The 20,155-nt window shown below is 70.9% G+C and carries 18 protein-coding genes; all 18 read right to left on the bottom strand.

Features of this window, described 5'->3' with window-relative positions; all coding sequences use genetic code 11:
* Nucleotides 1–8 precede the first annotated feature (8 nt).
* The gene (locus tag ACIBBB_RS02980) at nucleotides 9–608 is read right to left on the bottom strand and encodes a dTDP-4-dehydrorhamnose 3,5-epimerase family protein (protein WP_398978051.1); all 600 of its coding nucleotides are present in this window, start codon (nucleotides 606–608) and stop codon (nucleotides 9–11) included.
* Between the two features lie 3 nt (nucleotides 609–611).
* On the bottom strand, nucleotides 612–1,763 hold the full coding sequence (locus ACIBBB_RS02985) for a DegT/DnrJ/EryC1/StrS family aminotransferase (RefSeq protein ID WP_398978054.1): 1,152 nt from the start codon (nucleotides 1,761–1,763) through the stop codon (nucleotides 612–614).
* 112 nt (nucleotides 1,764–1,875) lie between these two features.
* A complete protein-coding gene (locus tag ACIBBB_RS02990) occupies nucleotides 1,876–3,141 on the bottom strand; it encodes an activator-dependent family glycosyltransferase (RefSeq protein ID WP_398978056.1) in 1,266 nt (421 codons plus the stop codon).
* Nucleotides 3,142–3,409: 268 nt separating this feature from the next.
* Nucleotides 3,410–4,027, bottom strand: coding sequence for a DsbA family oxidoreductase (locus ACIBBB_RS02995; RefSeq protein WP_398978058.1), 618 nt, complete (start codon nucleotides 4,025–4,027; stop codon nucleotides 3,410–3,412).
* A 237-nt stretch (nucleotides 4,028–4,264) separates the two neighbouring features.
* The gene (locus ACIBBB_RS03000) at nucleotides 4,265–5,896 is read right to left on the bottom strand and encodes an MFS transporter (RefSeq protein WP_398978060.1); all 1,632 of its coding nucleotides are present in this window, start codon (nucleotides 5,894–5,896) and stop codon (nucleotides 4,265–4,267) included.
* Between the two features lie 89 nt (nucleotides 5,897–5,985).
* Nucleotides 5,986–6,903 carry a hypothetical protein gene (locus ACIBBB_RS03005; protein ID WP_398978062.1) on the bottom strand — a complete coding sequence of 306 codons (918 nt, stop codon included), beginning with the start codon at nucleotides 6,901–6,903 and terminating at the stop codon, nucleotides 5,986–5,988.
* A 105-nt stretch (nucleotides 6,904–7,008) separates the two neighbouring features.
* Nucleotides 7,009–7,602: an NADPH-dependent FMN reductase gene (locus tag ACIBBB_RS03010; protein WP_398978064.1), complete on the bottom strand. Its 594-nt coding sequence runs from the start codon at nucleotides 7,600–7,602 to the stop codon at nucleotides 7,009–7,011.
* 121 nt (nucleotides 7,603–7,723) lie between these two features.
* Complete coding sequence (locus ACIBBB_RS03015) at nucleotides 7,724–7,960, bottom strand: acyl-CoA carboxylase subunit epsilon (RefSeq protein WP_398978066.1); 237 nt, start codon at nucleotides 7,958–7,960, stop codon at nucleotides 7,724–7,726.
* A gap of 264 nt (nucleotides 7,961–8,224) precedes the next feature.
* Entirely contained in the window at nucleotides 8,225–9,694 is a 1,470-nt protein-coding gene (locus ACIBBB_RS03020; protein ID WP_398978807.1) for an FAD-dependent monooxygenase, read from the bottom strand.
* Between the two features lie 285 nt (nucleotides 9,695–9,979).
* Complete coding sequence (locus ACIBBB_RS03025) at nucleotides 9,980–10,855, bottom strand: alpha/beta hydrolase (RefSeq protein ID WP_398978068.1); 876 nt, start codon at nucleotides 10,853–10,855, stop codon at nucleotides 9,980–9,982.
* Complete coding sequence (locus ACIBBB_RS03030; RefSeq protein WP_398978070.1) at nucleotides 10,852–12,126, bottom strand: MFS transporter; 1,275 nt, start codon at nucleotides 12,124–12,126, stop codon at nucleotides 10,852–10,854. Before ACIBBB_RS03030 ends, ACIBBB_RS03025 begins: the two co-directional genes overlap by 4 nt.
* Before the next feature lie 80 nt (nucleotides 12,127–12,206).
* Nucleotides 12,207–12,341: a hypothetical protein gene (locus ACIBBB_RS03035; protein ID WP_398978072.1), complete on the bottom strand. Its 135-nt coding sequence runs from the start codon at nucleotides 12,339–12,341 to the stop codon at nucleotides 12,207–12,209.
* Nucleotides 12,338–13,102, bottom strand: a complete 765-nt coding sequence (locus ACIBBB_RS03040; protein ID WP_398978073.1) for a hypothetical protein — start codon at nucleotides 13,100–13,102, stop codon at nucleotides 12,338–12,340. Before ACIBBB_RS03040 ends, ACIBBB_RS03035 begins: the two co-directional genes overlap by 4 nt.
* Nucleotides 13,099–14,643 (bottom strand): acyl-CoA carboxylase subunit beta, encoded by a 1,545-nt coding sequence (locus ACIBBB_RS03045; protein WP_398978075.1) that lies wholly within the window; start codon nucleotides 14,641–14,643, stop codon nucleotides 13,099–13,101. The genes ACIBBB_RS03040 and ACIBBB_RS03045 overlap by 4 nt, the downstream gene beginning before the upstream one ends.
* A gap of 18 nt (nucleotides 14,644–14,661) precedes the next feature.
* Nucleotides 14,662–15,495, bottom strand: coding sequence for a 4'-phosphopantetheinyl transferase family protein (locus ACIBBB_RS03050; protein WP_398978077.1), 834 nt, complete (start codon nucleotides 15,493–15,495; stop codon nucleotides 14,662–14,664).
* On the bottom strand, nucleotides 15,492–16,040 hold the full coding sequence (locus ACIBBB_RS03055; protein WP_398978079.1) for an acyl carrier protein: 549 nt from the start codon (nucleotides 16,038–16,040) through the stop codon (nucleotides 15,492–15,494). Before ACIBBB_RS03055 ends, ACIBBB_RS03050 begins: the two co-directional genes overlap by 4 nt.
* A gap of 10 nt (nucleotides 16,041–16,050) precedes the next feature.
* Nucleotides 16,051–17,580: an MFS transporter gene (locus tag ACIBBB_RS03060; protein ID WP_398978081.1), complete on the bottom strand. Its 1,530-nt coding sequence runs from the start codon at nucleotides 17,578–17,580 to the stop codon at nucleotides 16,051–16,053.
* A 99-nt stretch (nucleotides 17,581–17,679) separates the two neighbouring features.
* Nucleotides 17,680–20,154, bottom strand: a complete 2,475-nt coding sequence (locus ACIBBB_RS03065; RefSeq protein ID WP_398978083.1) for an SDR family oxidoreductase — start codon at nucleotides 20,152–20,154, stop codon at nucleotides 17,680–17,682.
* Nucleotide 20,155: the final 1 nt, after the last annotated feature.

Raw genomic sequence — 20,155 nt, forward strand, 5'->3', positions numbered from 1 at the left:
TTCTCTCCTCACAGCATTACGGGGTGGGCCCCGCCGTTCGCCTCCGACCAGGTGGCGAGAGTTCCGGCGGACATGGCCTCGGCTACGGTCGGTGCCGCCCCGTCCTTCTCGGACAGCAGCGGCGGTTCCGCGAATCCCCAGGGCAGTGCGAGATCGCGATCCAGCGGATTGATGTCGATCTGGGTGCCCGGCACATGCGCGCTGGAGAGCGCGTAACAGATGCAGGCGTCGTCGGTGAGGGTGAGGAATCCGTGGCCGACGCCTTCGGGGACATAGACGGAGCGTCCCGAGTCGGCGTCCAGCACATTGGTCTCGTAGTGTCCGAAGGTGGGCGAGCCCACCCGCAGATCGACGACGATGTCGCGCAGCGCTCCGCGTACACAGGTGACGTACTTCGCCTGCCCCGGCGGGATCGCCACTCCGTGGATCCCGCGCAGCGTATTGCGCCTGGACACCGAGTAGTTGATCTGCACGGGCACGAACGGCCGGCCTGTCACGCGCTCGAATTCCGCGGAGCGCAGCGCCTCGTAGAAGTTGCCTCGTTCATCGGTGATCGGTTCCGGCGTGACGACGTACGCGCCGGGCACCCCGGTCTCGGTGATACGCAAGGCTCAGCTCCGATCCGGGGCGGACCGGAGCTCGACGGACTTGCGGAGCGCGGCGGCGACGCTGTGCACCTCCGCGTCGTCGAGCGCCTGGTGCAGGGGGAGCAGCAGGGTGCTCTCGGCGCAGGCGTCCGTGCCGGGCAGCGGCCCGCAGTCGCCCTGGTAGGCGGGGACCTTGTGCAGCGGCGGGTAGCGCAGGGTGGTGTAGACGCCCTGGTCCAGCAGGTCCGCGGCGACCTTGTCGCGGACGGCCGGGTCGAGCTGCACCCAGTAGAAGTAGTACGACGAGGTGTGGCCCGCGGGCAGCGCCGGGGGCAGCCGCACACCGGGGGCGTCGGCGAGCAGCCGGTCGTACGTCCCGGCGATCTCACGGCGGCGCGCCACGAACTCCGGCAGCCGGCGCAACTGGACGCTGCCGATCGCGGCGGTGATGTCGTTGCCGACGACCCGGCGGCCGAAGTCGCGTACGTGCAGCTCCCACCAGCGGTGCGAGACCCGGGCGTTGGCGAACCCGCTGGACTGCTCCAGCCCGTGGTACGCCAACTGACGTGCCTTCAGGGCCAGTTCACGGTCCTTCACATAGAGCATCCCGCCGTCGCCGGTGACCAGGACCTTCATCGAGTCGAAGCTCCACATCGAGATGTCGCCGAAGGCGCCGCACGCTGTGCCGTCCGCCGTGGAGGCGACCGCGCAGGCGGCGTCCTCGATGAGCGGGATGCCGCGTTCCCGGCACAGCGCGGCGATCGCGGCGATGTCGCCGGGGTACCCCCCGTAGTGCAGCACCAGGACCGCCTTGGTGCGCGGGGTCAGCGCCCGCTCGATGTCGGCGGCGGTCGGGTTGAGCGTGCGCTCGTCGACATCGCAGAAGACCGGACGGGCACCGGTCGCGGCGACCGCGTTGCCGGCGGCGACGAAGCTCACGGAGGGCAGCACCACGTCGTCGCCGGGGCCGAGCCCGAGCAGCTCGGTGGAGAGGAAGAGCCCCGCGGTGGCGGAGTTGATGAACATCACCTGTTCCGGCTCGACGCCCAGGTGCTCGGCGAACTCCGCCTCGAACTTCTTGGTGCGCGGCCCGTGGCCCAGCCAGTTGTCGGCGAACACCTCGGCTATCGCCTGGAGTTCCTCGTCGCCCAGGCTGGGCTGGAATACGTTGATCACTGTTTCCTCCGGGAAGAACGGATCGGGGGGGGAAGGCTCACGAACGGGGCACGCGAAGGGCGGCGGCCCACGGGTCTCCCCGGTGGGCCGCCGCCCTTGTTCAACGTGTCGGTCAGCTGCGGTGCTGTGCGGTCAGCCTCTCCAGCAGCGGGACGATCTCCTGCGGACTGGGCGCGGTCAGCGAGTCGGCGTACAGCCCTGCCGCGCCTTCCTGGAACGAAGGCTCCTCCAGGATGCGTACGAGCTGCCGCTTGAGCCCGTCGACCGAGAAGTGCTCACGGTCCATCGCCAGCCCGGCGCCGCGCTCCGTGACGTACCGGGCGGTGACCATCGCGTCACCGCCCTCCTCCCAGGTGATGAGCTGCGGTACGCCGTGTGCGACCGCCGCCGCGTAGGTGCCGTAGCCGCCATGGTGAATGATCGCCGAGCAACTCGGCAGCAGCTGGTTGAGAGGCAGGTAGTCGACCGTGCGCACGTTGTCGGGAACGCCGCTCAGCGAGGCCAGTTGGGAGCTGTTCAAGGTGGCGACCAGCTCGACGTCGAGATCGGAGACCATGTCGAGCAGGTCCGATATGGCGACCTCGCTGTCCTTGTCCCGCTCACGGGCGGTGAGCCCGAGCGAGAGGCAGACCCGCGGTCGCTTCGGCGGCTCGTGCAGCCAGTCGGGCACCGCGACCGAGCCGTTGAAGGGAACCCAGCGCACCGGTAGAGACCGTACGCCCAGCGGCAGCCGCAGCCGGGCCGGCATCGGGTCGACGGTCCACTGCCCGAGCAGCGTCTCCTCGTCGAACTCCAGGCCGTACCGCTCCAGCATCGGCCGCACCACCGCGACCTGCGGGTCCTCGACCGGCTCGGCGCCCGCGCGCTCCGGGCGCTCCAGGAACCTCTGCCGGGCCCAGGCGAAGTAGTCCAGGCCCCACATCAGCCGCGCGTGCGCGGCGCCGCTGACCCGGGCGGCGACCGGTGCCGGGGGAAACGCCGGGTCCCAGAGCACCAGGTCCGGCTGCCAGCCGCGGGCGAACTCCACCAGGTCGTCCAGCATGTCCCGGTGCCCGGCGGCGGCCGGCTCGGCGGGGAAGTACTTGGCCAGGGCGGGCAGCACCCGGCGGCGCAGGATCTCCCACAGATGGGTGTCGGTGGTCAGGGACAGCGCCCGGGTGACCTGGTCGAGCCGTGGCCCGATGTCCGGGGCGGGAGCCGTGAGATCCACGGTCTCGCCGAGCGGCACCGGGGTGAGGCCCACGGCGCTGATGGTGTCGGCCATCTCCGGGTGACTGACGATCCGCACCTCGTGGCCGGCACTCTGCAGCGCCCACGCCAGAGGCGTCACGGGATGCAGATGTGCTGTGGCCGGGAAGACCGCGAACAAGACCCGCATCGGTGTCTCCATTCGATTGGGCGGGGCTGGGCCCGGTCTCCGGGTGTCCCGGATCGAAACAGGGCCTGGACGAGAGAACCGCCGGGGCGCGTGGGCGCCCCGGCGGCACACGGCCGGGCCGGCTCACGGCCCGCTGCGGGGGATTGAGCGGGCCGTGAGGGGCTCAGCCGTGGGTATCGGGATCAGGTTCGTAAGAGGTCGAAAGCAGGTCGGGACAGAGGGAGTGACGCGTCGTCGGCGGTCCCTGGACGGACTCCGCGGACACGCCCTAGGCGGCCGTCCGGAGTGCCTTGGCGTAGGTCGTCTCGGACTGCGTGCCGCCCAGTGCCCGCCCGCCGTCGAAGGAGATCTGCGGCACCGAACGGATGCCGCCGGCGCGTACACGGGCCAGATCGGCGCGGAGCCGGTCTGCCGGGGCATCGTTCGCGTCGACCCCGATCTCGGCCGCCAGCCGCTCCAGCGTCGCCGGGTCGGCGATGTTCAGACCGTCGGTGAAGTGCGCCCGGAACAGCCGCTCGACCGCGGCCTCGCCCAGCCCGCGCGACGCCGCGGACCGGATCAGACGGTGTGCCTCGAAGGTGTCGGCGGCCACCGCCCTGCCGTAGTCCAGCGTCACGCCGTCCTTCACCGCGTCGGCCGCGGCCTGCTGGGTCTCCGCCACCACGTGCTTGCCGAACATCCCGGTGAGCACCTCCAGCAGCGGCTCTCCGTCGAAGGACGCGTCCGGGGCGAGTTGGAAGGGACGGAAGACCACCTCGACCTTGCCTCCGTCGGCCCGCACCCGCTCGATCGCGCGCTCCAGGCGGACGTACGCGATGTACGACGCCGCGCAGATGACGTCCAGCACGAATTCGACCGTGGCGGTCCTGTCTTCCGACTGCTCCATAGGGCGAGCCTCCTGTTCTCTTCGCGGCCGGCCGAGCCGGCCGTTCGTATGGCTGCGATCACACCCACCCGCCTCGATGGTGCCGTGGTTCGGCAGTGCCGGTGGGGTGTTCGTACGACACCGGGTGGTCCGGGCGAGGGGCCGGGGAGCGGACTCCCCGGCCCTTCGGCACTCCGGACCCGCCGACCGTGCGGTACGGCCTGACGGCCCGTCAGCGGGCCCGGCTCTTCAGGTGGTTCAGATGCTGCTTCCGAGCGCGGTCCCGCTCTTCGACGCCTCGGAGTCCGGCGCGGTCTCGGTCGTGGCCGCGCCGTCCGGGCCGCCCTGCGGGGCGCCGTCCGCCGACTCGTCGTGACCGCCGGCGCCCGGCTTGACGTCGCGCAGCAGGACCGAGGCCAGCAGTGCCAGCAGGAGCGCCACGGCGGCGCCGACGATGGCCGTCACGTGCATGCCGTACGTGAACGCCTCCCGGGCGACGGTGAGCAGTTCGTCGCCCGTCCTGCCGCCGAGCTCCTCGGCCGCCGCCACCGCTCCACCGAGCGACTCGTGCGCGGCCTCGGAGTCGACGCCCGACGGCATGGTGTTCTCGATCTCGCTGCGGTAGACACCGAAGCCGATGCTGCCGAGGACCGCGATGCCCAGACCCGAGCCCAGCTCGGTGCCCGTCTCGGAGATGGCCGAGGCCGCACCGGCGCGCTCCGGCGGAGCCGCGCCGACCACCAGGTCCGTGCTGAGAGAGGCCATCGGCCCCAGACCCGCACCCATGATCGCGGAGGCCGTCACCAGGATGCCCAGCCCGGCGCTCGCGCTGACCAGCGTGAGCATTCCCAGCCCGATCGCCGCGACGACCAGGCCGCCCGCGATGACGTAACCGGGGCGGATCTTCGCAGCGAGAGCCGGGGCCGACATGGCACCGACCATCAGACCGGCCGCGTTGGGCAGCGACCAGAGGCCGGCCGACAGCGGGGAGAGTCCGTGCACGAGCTGGAGGTACTGGAGCGTGAAGAGCTGCGAACCCGCCATCACCAGAATGCCGATGGTGAGCAGACCCGCCGACGCGCTGAAGGTCCGCTCACGGAAGAGCTTCAGGTCGAGCAGCGGGTCGGCGAGCGACCGCTGGCGGCGGACGAAGGCGTACCCGACGGCCAGACCCAGCAGCACGAAGGCGACCGGCTGGAGACCGAAGCCGTCCTCGGCGACCAGCTTGAGGCCGTAGACCACGGACAGGACCGCGACCAGGGACATCACGGCGCTGCCGAAGTCCAGCTTGCCCGCCTGCTCGTCACGGTGTTCGGGCAGCAGCACGGGGCCGAGCACGAGCAGGATCACCATGACGGGGACGCCGATCAGGAACGCCGAGCCCCACCAGAAGTAGTCGAGCAGGAATCCGCCGAGCAGCGGGCCGAGGGCGCCACCCACCGCGAAGCAGGTCATCCAGACACTGATGGCGACGGTGCGCTGGGCGGCGTCGTGGAACATGTTGCGGATCAGGGAGAGCGTGGAGGGCATCAGGGTCGCACCCGCGACACCGAGCAGTGCCCGGGTCACGATCAGCATCTCGGCGCTGTTGGAGAACGCGGCGAGTGCCGAGGCGATGCCGAAGGCGGCGGCGCCGGTCATCAGCAGCTTGCGCCGCCCGATCCGGTCACCGAGGGTTCCCATGGTGATGAGCAGGCCGGCGACCAGGAATCCGTAGATGTCCATGATCCACAGCAGCTGCGACGTACTGGGCTGCAAGTCCGCGGTCAGTGAAGGAACCGCCAGGTGAAGGACTGTCATGTCCATCGCGATGAGCAGCGTCGGCATGGCCAGTACGGCCAGCCCGATCCACTCTTTCCGGCCCGCGCGGGGCGCGGCGGTCGTAGTCATGAAATTCCCCTGTCTCGTGGGCCGTAGGCGACGAACCCGCTGGTCAGTGACGTTAAAAGCTGAACTGCGGTTGAGGTCAAGTGCCGCACTCAGCGGACCTCGACGATCTTGTACTGACCCTCCTTGACCAGCCGCGTCCTGCCGTCGGTGGCGTCCTTCAGCCAGGTGAGCGCCACGTAGCGGCCGACGGTCAGCGGAATCTGGATCACCGACGAACGCCCCGGGTTCAGCGGCAGCGAGCCGACACCCTTGGACTGGTCGAACGGCGGCGGGTCGGCGGGCCATTCACCGTTGGGACCGAACTTGTCGAAGTACGACGTGAGGTCGGACTCGCTCACGTCCGCGGCCAGCGGGAAGAAGACCGCCTCGTTCTCCTGCGGCAGCTTGTTCACGAACTTCCATGGGCGCCCGGCCCTCACCGTGCCCGACAGCGTGAAGCGGGGCGCGCCCGCGACGCTCTCCGAGACCAGGGTCGCGGTGGGCGTCGGGTGAGTGCCGCTCGCCGCGCCGCTGACGGTCAGCCAGCGGTAGCGGGGCGCGGGGGCGTTCTCCAGGTCGAAGTACTCGAAGAGCAGATAGGTGCCGGGTGTCAGGTCCTGGCTGAATGAGCCGGACAGACCCGGGTGCGTGACCACACCGCCGAGCAGATCGGCGGAGGCGGCCAGTTCCGTCTGGGCCTGGACGACCACGGCCGGGTCGTCGGAGAGCGTCCGGCGCTGGATGTCGCGGAACCTCTCCCACGTCACACCGGAGGCGAGCCGCGTCAGCCCGATCAGGCCGGCGCCGGGGTCGGTGGTGCTGGCACGGAAGATGACCGTGCCGGGGGTGGTGGTGGCCGGGGCGGTCAGTCCGCCGGGGCTTACCGAGACGTCGAGGAAACGGCTGCCGCGGACCTCCACCGAGGCCGGCGGGGCCTGGGCGGCCGAGGCCGACGGCGCGACGGCGCCGCCGAGTATCAGCGTGCCGGCCAGACCGGCCAGGACGAGACGGGAGCGGGGGATACGCACGGGAAAGCCTCCAGCATGGGCGACATGGGGATGGTTCTCAGGGACATTCATCGGTGGGGGATCGGTCGTGAGGGGTGCCGCAGGGGACTCGCCGCGGCCGGTCGTTCAGTGCTTGTACGGGCGGGTGCTCCGCGCCTCGCGCAACGTCTCGGCCCACCAAAGGAGTTGGCCGAGCAGGCCCTTGGCCGCGGCTTCGGAACCCTCGGGGGAGGCCGGGGCACCGTCCTTCTCGAACTGGCGCCAGGCGTTGTGGAAGCTGAGCGCGTCGCGCACGGTCATGGCGTGCACCTCCGCGAAGACCTGCCGCAGATGCTCCGACGCGCGCAGGCCACCGCTCATGCCGCCGTAACTGACCAGCCCGACCGGCTTGGCGTTCCACTCGTCCTGGTACCAGTCGATCGCGTTCTTGAGGGCAGCCGGGAAGGTGTGGTTGTACTCCGGCGTCACGACGGCGAACGCGTCGGCGGCGGCCAGCCGGGCACCGAGCCTGTCGCGCACCTCGGCCGTTTCGGTCTCGCACGGCCGGCCGGGCGAAGGCATCTGGAGCGGCAGCGGGAAGTCGAGCAGGTCGATGACATCCACGCTCACGCCACCGTTGGCGCGTGCCTGACGGGCGAACCACTTGGCCACGGTGGGGCCGAATCGCCCGCGCCGCACACTGCCGATGATCACCGCCAGCTTGATGGGATTCTCAGTCATTACCGTGCCTTTCAAGACGGGATCGACCTGTCAAGGACGGGATCGACCTGCTGGGGAAACCGAGTCGATGACGGGGCCCCATGAACAGCTTCTTCGGCTGCGGGGGCGGCCGACAAGTTTCTTAACGAAGACTTGTAGAGGGTGGAATATGCCGCCAGGCCCGAGGGCCGCGATAAGCGGATTCCCGTTCCGTCGGGCGCCAGTTGAAGGCGGCTCCGCGGCCCTCGTCCGATTCGTCCTGGGCCGCGTCCGCGGTGGCGGCACACGCGAGAACCACCGCGATCACCGCGGCCAGCTCCTCGTCGTCGGGATCACCTTTCTCCACCCGGACAACAGGTTCTGTCCCGGTCGTTTCCATCACTGACTCCTTTTCATCGCTGGAGCCCCGACAAATCGAAGAAGGCCACCCTCGGAAAGGCGGCCGTAATCAGGAGGCACAGCAATGGAGCCTGATAACCACCTTCTTCGGTCGACCGTCACAGGTCAACGCACTTCACCGGGGATTGACAGTCCGCACACGCGGGCCTGAATCTCTGACGTGCGGCGCACACGACAGCGGGACCGGCGTGGCGCTGCCGGTCCCGTTCCGCGAGGGCCCTCGGTCGGACGGGCCCTACGCCCGCTAGCGGGCGGGCCCGAACCAGCGCTCCAGCGCCATCGGGAGGTCGCTGTAGCTGCCGGGAGCGGCCCACCCGACGTAGCCGTCCGGGCGGATCAGCAGGGCGCCGGACCCGGCCAGGGAGCTGCCCTCGGCCACGCCGTGCGGCGCCGCCGTCACCACGTCGATCCGGTCCGTCCAGCCCCGGGCGCGGTCGCGCAGCACCGCGTTGTCGGCGAGGTCGAGCAGCACACCGCGCCCGGCGTGCAGCAACTCGGTGCTGCTGGTCTTGACGTTCTCCCCGATCAGTTCCAGGTGCGGCATCCTGCGGCCCAGCAGCGGATGCGAGCCGCCGCCCACGTCGTAACGGATCTCCAGACCGCTGACCATGCCCGCGAGGTGCCGGCTGACCTCCTCGTACCCGATCAGCTCCCGCAGCACGTCACGCAGCGGCTGGACCTCCGAGCCGCTGAGGAACAGCAGGCCCTGGGCCTGAGTGTTCATCAGCAGCCGCTTGCCCACCGGGTGTCGTTCGGAGTGATACGTGTCGAGCAGGCTCTCCGGGGCCTTGCCGCGCACCACCGCGGCCAGCTTCCAGCCGAGGTTCACCGCGTCCTGGATGCTGGTGTTCATGCCCTGGCCGCCGGCCGGCAGATGGATGTGCGCCGAGTCGCCGGCGAGGATGATCCGGCCCCGGCGGTACTCGGTGACCTGCCGGGTGGCGTTGCCGAAGGCGCTGACCCACACCGGCTCGCCGTGCGAGATGTCGTCTCCGGTGACGCGCTTCCAGCCGTCGGCCACCTCGGAGTAGGCCGGCGCTTCGGTACGGCGCTGAGGCGGGTTGCCGCGCTCGCAGAGGATGAGCCGGGTGATGCCGCCGGGGAGCTTGCCGATCATGACCATGCCGCCCGGCAGCGTCTCGCCGATCATGCGCGGTTCGAGGTCGAGCCCCTTCACATCGGCCAGGAACATCTCCATGGTCGACGCGGTCCCGGGGAAGTCGAAGCCGGCGGCCTTGCGTACCATGCTGCGTCCGCCGTCGCAGCCCACCAGATACCCGGCGCGCAGTGTCTCGGTGCCGTCCGGGCCGTGGACCTCGATCTCGACGCCGTCCGCGTCGTCGGTGAAGGACAGCACCTCGTGGCCGCGCCGCAGGTCCACGCCGAGCTCGCCCACCCACTCCTCCAGCTTCGCCTCCGTCTGGGACTGAGGCACCGTCTTCGCGGCCTGGTGGGCACCGTCCAGCACGCTGAAGTCGACGGGCAGGCCGCCGAAGTGGCCCTGGGTGCTCATCTCGATGTCCCCGAAGCGGGGCAGCAGCCCGCGCTGGTCGAAGACCTCCATCGTGCGGGTGGTGAAGCCCAGTCCGCGCGACTCCCCGCTCCGTTCCGGGCGGCTCTCCAGGGCGATGACATCCGCACCCGCGAGTTTGAGTTCGGCCGCGAGCATCAGACCGGCCGGTCCGGCACCCACGACAACAACAGCGGCGTCCATGTATTTCTCCTTGGCCATCGTCGGAACTTCCTTCAAGGGAGATGGAATTGGCGGCACGTCCCTGGGCAACCGCCGGATCGCACGTCGGTGGGGAAGACAGCGCGGCGAAATATGACACCCAGACTCTTCGGTTCTCAGGTCGAGTTCAAGGGACCGCGGATCAGATCCCGGTGAAGTTTCATCAGATACGCGTAGCCGGCCGAAAGAACGTGACGCGTATGTCCGAGGAAGGTCAGAGGCACGTCAGAGGAGTGTCAGACCCCGCGCCTGCGGCAAGCCGCACACTCAATGCCGCGACAGCGCGACTTGACGCTCCAGAAGGCATTCCTCCAGAAAGGCCAGAGCGCGAAGATGGTACGAGCGGGCCGCCCAGCCGAGACTTATGTTGTGGCCCGCGTTCGGCAGCCGGTCCACGACCACGCGTGAAGAACTCAGCAGCCCCGTCAGCGCGACGATTTCCTCGTCGTTGTGGCGCCACCACAGTTCGTGTTCTGCGAAGGTGAAGCGGACCGGCGCCCGGATGCTCGCGGCGATCTCGGGGAACCGCTGCGGCCAGGTGTGGGCCTCACGCGCCTCCAGGGCGGGCACCCGGGCGACCAACGGCCCGCTGAGCTTGAAGGCGTTCGGCGGGTAGAGCCTGAGCACACCCCAGTTCAGCCGCCAGTTGCCATGGGCGCCGGTGGTCGGCAACTGGGCCGTCTCCACGGCGTAACGATGTCCGCAGCCGGAGATGTCCAGGCCGATCAGTTCGACGCCGTGCTGATCGGCGGCGGCGGTCAGGGCGAGTTTGCCGCCGAAGGAGTGGGCGATCATGAGGAACCCGGCGCCCGTGTCGTACCGGGTGGCGAAGTCCGCCAGCCCCGCGTGCAGGGTGAGGGACTGTTCGCCGAGGGTCTGCCCCTCCGGCAGCCGCTGGGCCGACCGGCCGTAGCCGGGGCGGTCCACGGCGAGCACGGTCCAGCCCAGCCGCGCGCCGAGTTCCAGCAGCGACTGGCCGGGGGCGGCCCGCCCGTCGAAGTAGCCCGCTCGCATGCCGCCGCCGTGCACGGCGACCACCACGGCCCGCGAGGGTGTGTGGCGCGGTTCGGCGAGCAGCGCCGACAGGGGGATGCCGTCGGCGTTCAGGGTGATCTCACGGACTTCCGGTGCGTCGTCGTTCATGCCGCGTCTCCGTTCTTCTCAAGGCCGGCGACCGGCCTGGTGGGGCGGTGGGGATCGGGGTGGAACCCGCCCGCCGGTACGAGTGGCGGCGCCGGCCGGGCCGCCCCGACCACGAGCAGCACGGCCCCGGCGAGCAGCGCCGCGACCAGGAACCCCGCCCGGAGCGAGGTCGCCCCCACCAGCGGCCCCACCAGCAGGGGGGAGACGAACTGGCCGGTGAACGCGGCGGTCCCCGACAGCGCGGTGGCCTGGGCGCGCATACCGGGCGGAGCAGCCTCACCGATCAGTACGGTCAGCGTGGGCACCGCCACCCCCATGCCGACCCCGAACAGCGCGGGAGCGGCGGCGAGCGGCACCAGGTGATCCGCCGTACCGGCCACCAGCAGCCCCGCCAACCACGCGGCGGCGGCCACCCGGAGCAGCCCGGCGTAGCCGAACCGCCGCCGCAACCGTACGTAGACCAGACCGGCCACCGCGCCGCTCAGCGAGGTGGCCATGGTGTAGCAGGCGACGAGGAACGGCTGCTCGACACCCACCTGGGCCAGCCGCTGCGGCAGAAAGACCGCGAGCACGTAGAGAAGCAGCGAGCTGACGAACGAGACCCCGTAGAGGCCCAACACCCGCACGGGCAACAGGCGCAGCAGTCGCACGGTGTTCCCGCGACCGGCACGGCGCTCGGCGGCCGGGACCGCGGGCAGCACCCACAGCATCGCCACGCCGACCGGCAGACCGACCAGATAGACCGCGAACGGGCTGTGCCAGGAGATCCCGCCGAGCGCGCCGCCGAGCAGCGGCCACACGATGCCGCCGAGGCTGATGGCCGTCGAACGCCGGCCGATCGCCCGGTCCCGCTCCACGCCCTGATAGAGCGTCAGCAGAGCCACCGTGGAACCGGTGAACACCGCCGCGGCGCCGACGCCGAAGACGAGTCTGCTGACGATCAGCGCGGCGTACGACTCGACGAACAGGCCCGCGCCGCCCGCGAGTCCGTACACCAGCAGCCCCGTGACCAGTGGCGCGCGCAGCCCCCAGCGGTCGATCGACCAGCCCGCGAGCGGGCCGGTCACCGCGATCGACAGCGCGTGCGCGGTGAGCAGCAGCCCGGCCGCTGTGCCGCCGATACCGAGGTCGTCGCGGATCAGCGCCAGGACGGGGACGAGTACCGTCCCCGCCATGACGGTGAGGGTGGAGGCGAACAGGAGCACGGCCAGTGCCGCTCGACCGGTCGTGCCGGTTCCCGCCTGGCCCTTCGCGGTCATGGATTCCCTCACGTCTCCGATTTCCTCGCTTCTCTACGAGTCTCAGAACCTCGAAGCCGACCGCGCCCGCTCTCGCGAACCGCTCGTGCCGGTCAGTCGATGCCGCGGATGATGTGCGTGTCCGTCGGGTACTCGTCGTCCTCCCCGGCGAGTCCGGGCGGCGGCGCCGCGCGGTGCTCGTCGACGGTCAGGCCGGGAAGGTCTCGTTCCGGAGCTTCGGTGCTCAACTCTCTCCTCCTCCTTGGGGGCCCGCTTTCCGCGAGCCGGGTTCCTGGCTGTTCTCGGCAGCCGCGCCGGGCCGCGCCGGGGGCACCGGGGGCACCGGGGGCACCGGCGGCGGGGCGTGTATCTGCGCCGCCACCGTGCACAACAGGTACTCCGGCGGGGCGACTTCGAGGCGGGCCAACTCCTCCTGTCCCTCGGCGATCCGCGGGTCGCGCATCCAGGAGCAGTACGCGAACTCGTTGACCCACATGGGGTAGTTGATGAACGTCGTGCCGTCCTGGCTGAGATAGGGCGTCGCGGAGATGAAACCGGGATGGTGCCGCTTCCACTCACCGCTGCGGGCCAGCAGGCCCGTCACCTCGACGGCCGACTCGTGGCCGCTCAGATGCCGGGTGGCCACGGCCACCACGCCCGGTTCCTCCGCCGCCTGCGGGCCTTCGATGCCAGGCGCCGGGGCGCCGGTGAACACAGTGGCGGCCAGCACCCCCGGACGGCCGGCGATGGTCGGCAGCACGCCGTCCGCCGGCCTGCCGCGGAACGACGAGTGATAGTCCTCCTCACTCGTCCACTGGCCCCGGTTGACGACGGTGCTCCCGTCGAGGCTCACATGCACCCGGGCGGAGACGAACCCCTCGGTGTGCCGCACCCAGCGGGTCACCTCCTCGGTGAGGATCCCGACCAGCTCGGCGGCGGTGCCGGGGCCGTCCACCCGCAGCACACCGAACGTCACGAACCCGGCCTCCGGGCGGTCGAGGCCCGTCACTGCGGCGGGTTGCCGTGCTTGCGGCAGGGCACGTCGGCGTGCTTGGCGTGCAGCATCGCCAGCGAGCGGATCAGGATCTTGCGGGTGTCGCGCGGGTCGATCACGTCGTCGACCAGGCCACGCTCCGCGGCGTAGTACGGATGCATGAGCTCCGCCTTGTACTCCTTGATCTTCTGCTGCCGGACCGCCTCCGGGTCGTCCGCGGCGGCGATCTCCCGGCGGAAGATGACGTTCGCGGCGCCCTCCGCGCCCATCACGGCTATCTCGTTGCCGGGCCAGGCCAGCGCCAGGTCCGCGCCGATCGAGCGGGAGTCCATCACGATGTACGCGCCGCCGTACGCCTTGCGCAGCACCAGTGAGATCCGCGGCACCGTCGCGTTGCAGTACGCGTAGAGCAGCTTCGCGCCGCGCCGGATGATGCCGTTGTGCTCCTGGTCGACACCGGGCAGGAAGCCCGGCACGTCGACCAGCGTCACCAGCGGCACGTTGAACGCGTCGCACCACTGGACGAACCGGGCCCCCTTCTCGGACGCCTCGATGTCCAGCACCCCGGCCATCGACCCCGGATTGTTCGCGACGATGCCGACGACCTGCCCGTCCAGCCGGGTCAGCGCGCAGACCAGATTGGTCGCCCACGCCGGATGCACCTCGAAGTACTCGCCGTCGTCGACGATCTCCTCGATGACGGCCCGCACGTCGTACGAACGCCCCGACTCCGTGGGGACGATGTCGAGCAGCGCCTCCGTGGTGCGGTCCGCCGGGTCGTCGGTCCTGACGACCGGGGGCAGTTCGCGGTTGTTCGACGGCAGCAGGGACAGCAGGAAGCGCACGTCCTCCAGGCACGTCTCCTCGTCGTCGTACGGGAAGTGCGCCACACCGGACACCGAGGCGTGCACATCCGCGCCGCCCAGCTCGTTCTGGGTGATCTCCTCACCGGTCACCGCGCGCACCACGTCCGGCCCGGTGATGAACATCTGCGAGGTGTCCCGGACCATGAACACGAAGTCCGTGAGCGCCGGGGAGTACGCGGCGCCGCCCGCGCACGGGCCAAGCATCACCGAGATCTGCGGGATCACTCCCGAGGAACGGGTGTTGCGCCGGAAGATCCCCCCGTAACCGGCGAGCGCCAGCACCCCCTCCTGGATACGCGCGCCCGCCCCGTCGTTGAGCGAGACCAGCGGGGCGCCGGCCGCCTCGGCGAGGTCCATCACCTTGTGGATCTTCTGCGCGTGCGCCTCACCCAGCGCCCCGCCGAAGATACGGAAGTCATGCGCGTAGACGAAGACGGTACGGCCGTGCACGGTGCCCCAGCCCGTCACCACACCATCGGTGTAGGGCTTCTTGCTCTCCAGACCGAAGCCGGACGCCCGGTGCCTGCGCAGGGGTTCGACCTCGTTGAACGAACCCTTGTCCAGGAGCAGGTCGATACGCTCACGCGCCGTCAACTTGCCCTTCTCGTGCTGCACTTCGGTGGCGCGCTCGCTCGGTCCGCCGCGCGCCGCCTCCTTGAGCTGGCTCAACTCGTTCAATTGTCGCTGCACAACCTGCTCCTTCACGATCTACGCGGCGGACGACTGCGCGTCCGGACCGTCGTCGGACTCCACGGCACCGCCGAGGAGGAGACTGTTCATGGGCAGCCGACGGACCGACGCCGAAACCGGCCCGGTCCCCAGGAGAGCGGCGGCGCCGTGGTGGCGCGGACCGCAGGGAACGTCGAGGATCGTCCAGCCCTCCGGCCTCCTGCCGGTGTCCGAGCCGAGATAGTCCAGGGACGGCTCCCGGCCCAGACCGGTGCCAAGGCCCTTGAGATAGGCCTCCTTTCGGGTCCAGATCCGGCCGAACCCGTCCGGGCGTGCCTCCTGCGGCAGCGCGGCCAGCTCCGCCCGTTCATCGGTGTGCAGCGCTCTGGCGCACACCTCGGCGGTCTCCTCGCGCGGATGCCGCTCCACGTCCACGCCCACCGGGGTCCCGGCCACTCCCATCAGCGCCACACCTGAACTGTGCGAGAGGGAGAAATGCAGCGGGGGCTCCGCCGACAGGACGCCCGGCGACAGCACGGGCCGGACCGCCGGCCGGCCGTGCGGTCCGCCGCAGCCCGGACAGGGCTCGCGGAAGAACACCACGTCGCGGGGGTGGATCCCGAGATACGACGCCAGTACCCGGCGCAGCGCGATGTGCGCCGAGAGATAGAGCACCGAGTCGGCGGGCCGGACGAACGCGGCCCCCCGGCCGCGCTCGGCGGCGCTCAGTTCGGACCGGTCGAGCGAACCGGCGATACGGTCGTGTTTCGGCAGCCGCAGCAGCCACAGGTCCAGCCGCCCATCCTCCGCCATGGGCGCCGCGATCGGCCCGGACCCCTCCGGTACGGCGCTGCCGGTGCGACGCGCGTTCACAGCGAGCCCGTCGTCCCGGCTCTCGCGTCCGGAGCTGTGGGGGCGCCGGACGGCTTCGCGGCGTGCCGTTCCCGTGCCTTGGCGTTCCTCGCGTGCACCGAGTCACCCGGACCGAGCTGTCCGGCGAGGCAGTCGATCAGCTCGGCGGCGCTGTTGGCGAGCAGGAGTTGCTGAAGGTTCACCTCGACCTGAAGGGCGGCTTCCAGCCGGCTCTGGATCTGTAGCCCGGCGATGGAACCCACGCCCAGCGCGTTCATCGTGCTGCCGGTCGTCTCGATGTCCGACGGCGGAATCCGCAGCACCCGGCCGAGCTCCTGGCAGACCAACTCGTCGATGATCCGGGTGCGTTCGGCTCCCGGGAGGGCGGCGAGCACGTCCCGGTCGGGCACGGCCACCTCGGGGCCGAGGATGTCCGCGTCCCAGTCGCCGTCCTCGTCCTCGTCGAAGTCGTACTCGTAGTCGTCGTCATAGGCGTACGCGTAGGCGTAGGCGTCCGAGTGGTCGTCGTCGAGGTCGGTGGCGGGCAGAATCTGTTGGAGGCTCATGTGATTCCTTTCAGGTCACGGTGTTCGAGGAGGTGCGGGGCTGGAGTGGGGCGGGTTCGGGGCCCGGCCCGGAGCCCGGTGCGGACGTGGGCGGGCGCTCGCGCGTACGCGGGAGCAGCCCCGTCAGACCGACGAGGAGCCCCAGCGCGCCGACACCCGTGATCAGGACGACCGCCGGCCGGTAGCTCCCCAGGACCACCGATTCGGAGGCGCCCGCAGGCGCCACGTCGCCGGCCAGCAGGGTCGCGACCAGCGCGATCATCACGACCGCGGCCGCCTGCACCGCCGTCTGGTAGACCCCGCCCGCCATGCCCCGCTCGGCCGCCGGCGCGCCCGCTGTGGCCTGCGCGTTCAGCGCCGCGAAGGCGAGTACGAAACCCGCCGCGACCAGCAGCAGCGTCGGCAGGACGTCGTACGCGTAAGCGGTCGGCGCGGACAGGCGCAGGAACCAGAGATGGCCGAGCAGCGGTGGCAGCGCGCCGACAGCGATCAGCTTGGGGGCGCCGAACCTGCTCACCATGCGCCCGGAGAGCAGCGCGGTCGCCGCCAGCGGGGCGCTCGCGGGCAGCAGCGCGAGCCCGGTGTGCAGCGGGCCCCAGCCGAGCCGCGTCTGAAGGTGGAAGGTGATGACGAACAGCAGCCCGAGATACGAGCCGTTGAGGGCCGCCGCCCCGAGGGCCGAGCGGACCAGGGCCCGGTTCACCCACGCCCCGGCCCGTACCAGCGGCTGGGACGCCCCGCGTTCGACGGCGAGGAAGACGGTGAACAGCGTCGCGGCCAGGGCGGCGAGGCCGAGCACACGCGCACCGCCCCAGCCCGCCCCGGGCACGGCCGCGATCGCGAACACGAGCGCCGCGAGGGAGCCCGTGAAACTGACCGCTCCGGTCACACCGCAGCGTCGTGGCCCTGCCGCGTCCGGTTCGTCGGCCGGGATCAGCCGCAGCCCGAAGACGAACAGCAACAGCACCACGGGGGCGGGGAAGACCAGCGTCCAGCGCCAGCTGATCTCGGTGAGCATGCCGGACAACAGCAGCCCGGCGGTGAAACCCCCGGCGCCGAAGAGGGTGTAGACGGACAGCGCCCGGCCGCGTTCACGCCCCTCCGCGAAGGCGGTGCTGATGATGGCCAGGCCCGTCGGCGCGGTCAGCGCCGCGCAGAAACCCTTGACGAAGCGGGTGGCGATCAGCAGCGCCGGATCGCTCGTCACCCCCGCCACCAGGGACGCGGCGGCGAAGACGAGCAGCGCGGCCAGATACACCCGCCGTCGGCCCAGCAGCGCCACCACCCGGCCGCCGAACAGCATCAGACCGCCGAAGCCCAGCGCGAAACCGCTCATCGTCCACTGCAACACGGTCAGGGAGAGGCCGAGGCCCGCGCCGATCGAGGGCATCGCCACGACCATCACGGACACTTCGAGCGCGTCGATGAGCATGTTTCCCGCCAGTACGGCGAGCAGCCCCCACAGCCGTGGACTCAACCCCGCGGGGGCCGCCGCCGGGGCGGTCGCGGCGGCGGAGGTGGATGTTCTGTACGACGTCAAGGTCCTCTCCCGGATCGGTCGGAGCGCGCAAACGTGACAGGGCCGGCCGCGAGAACGCGGTCGGCCCTGTCGGTGCGGCGGAGAGCCGCGCGGACGGTCTCACCCCAGCAACGTGCCGCCGGTGGCGTCCACGAACGAACCGGTGACCCAACGGGCCTCGTCGGAGGCGAGGAAGGCCACCACGTCGGCGATGTCCTCCGGCTCGCCGACCCGGCCGAGAGCCGACAGCTGCGCCATCTGCTCGACGACCTCGGGCATGTCGAAGACCGGATTGCCGTTGCGGGTGATGCCCGGCGCCACGCTGTTGATGGTGATGTTGCGCGGGCCCAGGTGCTTGGCGAAGTGCAGCGCCAGCTGATCGACGGCGCCCTTGGTCATCGCGTAGGCGATCTCCTGCGGATTGGCGCAACGGGTCAGTCCGGACGTGATGTTGATGATCCGGCCGCCGTTCGGGATGTTCTTCAGCGCGCGCTGGATGAGGAAGAACGGCGCCTTGGCGTTGACCGCGAACAGCCGGTCGAACTGCTCCGGGGTGGTCTCCTCGGGAGCGACTCCGCCCATCACACCCGCGTTGTTGACCAGGATGTTCAGCTCGGTCGAACCGGTACGCTCCTTCAGCCCCCGCTCCAGGCCCACGAACAACTCGTGGACGTCACCGGGGACACCCAGCTCCGCCTGGACCGCGAAGGCGCGCCCGCCGTCCTTCTCGATCGAGGCGACGACCTCGTCGGCCGCCTCCGCGCGACTGGTGTAGTGGACGGCGACCAGCGCGCCCTCCCGCGCCAGCCGTACGGCCGTCGCCCGGCCCATGCCCCGGCTCGAACCCGTGACCAGAGCTGTCCTGCCCGTGAGCCTGCCCATGTCGTTTCTCCCAGTGTCGATGGATGGCCCGGCGAATGACGGACCGGTGAAAGATCCGGCCGACGGTCCGGCCGGTCGTGTCTCGGTGGCGGCGTCGGCGGCGGCCGTGACCGTGGCCACGGCCCGCTCCGCCGCCGTGTTCGCGGTCCGGGGCTCCGGGGCGCCCGGCGCGCCGAACCAGCGCTCCAGGGCGGTCACCAGGCCGTCCGTACCGGATCCGGTGTGCACGATGTGCCCGTCCGGCCGCACCAGGACGGCACCGGCGCCCGACAGCGGGCCGTCGCGCCGCAGACCGGCCGCCACGGTCACGACGCGGTCCGCCCACGGCTCGGCGACGGCGCGCGGTCCGTCGGCCCGCGGGCCGTCCGAGGTCCCCGGCCCCGCGTTCGGCACGGCATCCCAGGGGCCGTCCGCCGGTCCGCTCTCGTCGAGGACCAGCAACACACCACGCCCCGGGCGGAGTTGAGCTGTCGTACTGCTCTCCCCCCGCTCCGTACGCAGCGGGACGTCCGGAAGCCGCGCGCCGAGCAGCGGATGGTCGCCCGGTCCGACGTCGTAACGGATGTCCAGGCCCGTGATGGTCCCGGCCAGATGCCCGCGGACCCGTGGCCGGTCGATCAGCTCACCGAAGACCGTACGGATCGCCTCGACCTCGGGTCCGCCGAGCAGCAGCATCGCCTGCGCCTTGATGTGGGACAGCACCCGGCGGCCGACCTCGTGCCGCTCGCTGTGGTAGCTGTCGAGCAGCTCGCCGGACGAGGGACGAACGAGTTCCAGGGCCAGCTTCCAGCCGAGGTTGACGGCGTCCTGGAGTCCCAGGTTGAGGGACTGGCCGCCGATCGGCATCTGCTGGTGCGCGGCGTCGCCGGCGAACAGCACCCGGCCCTCGCGGTAGCGCACGACCTGGCGGTTGGCGTCACCGAAGGCGTTGCCCCACAGGGGTGTGCCGTGCCCGATGGACTCGCCCGTGACCCGCTTCCAGATCCCGACGATCTCCTCGAACTCCGGCTCCCCGGTGCGGGGTTCGGCCCTGCGGCCGAACTCGTGCACCATCACCCGGGTGACGCCGTCGTCGCGCCGCGCCGCGATGGCGAGCCCCTTCTCCAGCCGTTCGAAGCGCCGGTTGGGGATCTCGATGCCCGCCACATCGGCCCGGATCAGCTCGCGTCCGGCTGCCTGTCCGGGCGCCGGTGTCCCGGTCAGACGGCGTACGGCGCTGTCCTCACCGTCGCACCCCACCACATAGCGCCCCCGTACCCGCACGGTCCCGCCGGGGCCGACGGCCTCCGCCTCGACGTGGTCCTCCGCGACGCTCAGCGCCACCACTTCGTGGCCGCGCCGCACCTCCGCGCCGAGCGAGAGGGCCCACTCCTGGAGGACCTCCTCGGTCCGTGTCTGCGGGACCTTCCACTGGCCCGGGTAGCGGCTGCTCGACGTCAGATCGAGAGGCAGTCCGCCGAAGTGGCCACGGGGCTCCGTCGGCGGGCTGCCGAACTCTTCGAGCAGCCCGCGACTGTCGAGGATCTCCATCGTGCGGGCGTGCAGGGTGGAGGCGCGCGACTCCGTCGTCGGGGCCGTCCTGCTCTCCAGCACGATCACCTCGGCCCCGCCGAGACGCAGTTCACCCGCGAGCATCAGCCCGACGGGTCCGGCGCCCACCACGATGACCTGGGTCTGAAGGACCTCACTCCGCTTCGTCCGCTGCCCCTCCATG

The sequence above is a fragment of the Streptomyces sp. NPDC051217 genome (assembly GCF_044455465.1).
Classification (GTDB): domain Bacteria; phylum Actinomycetota; class Actinomycetes; order Streptomycetales; family Streptomycetaceae; genus Streptomyces.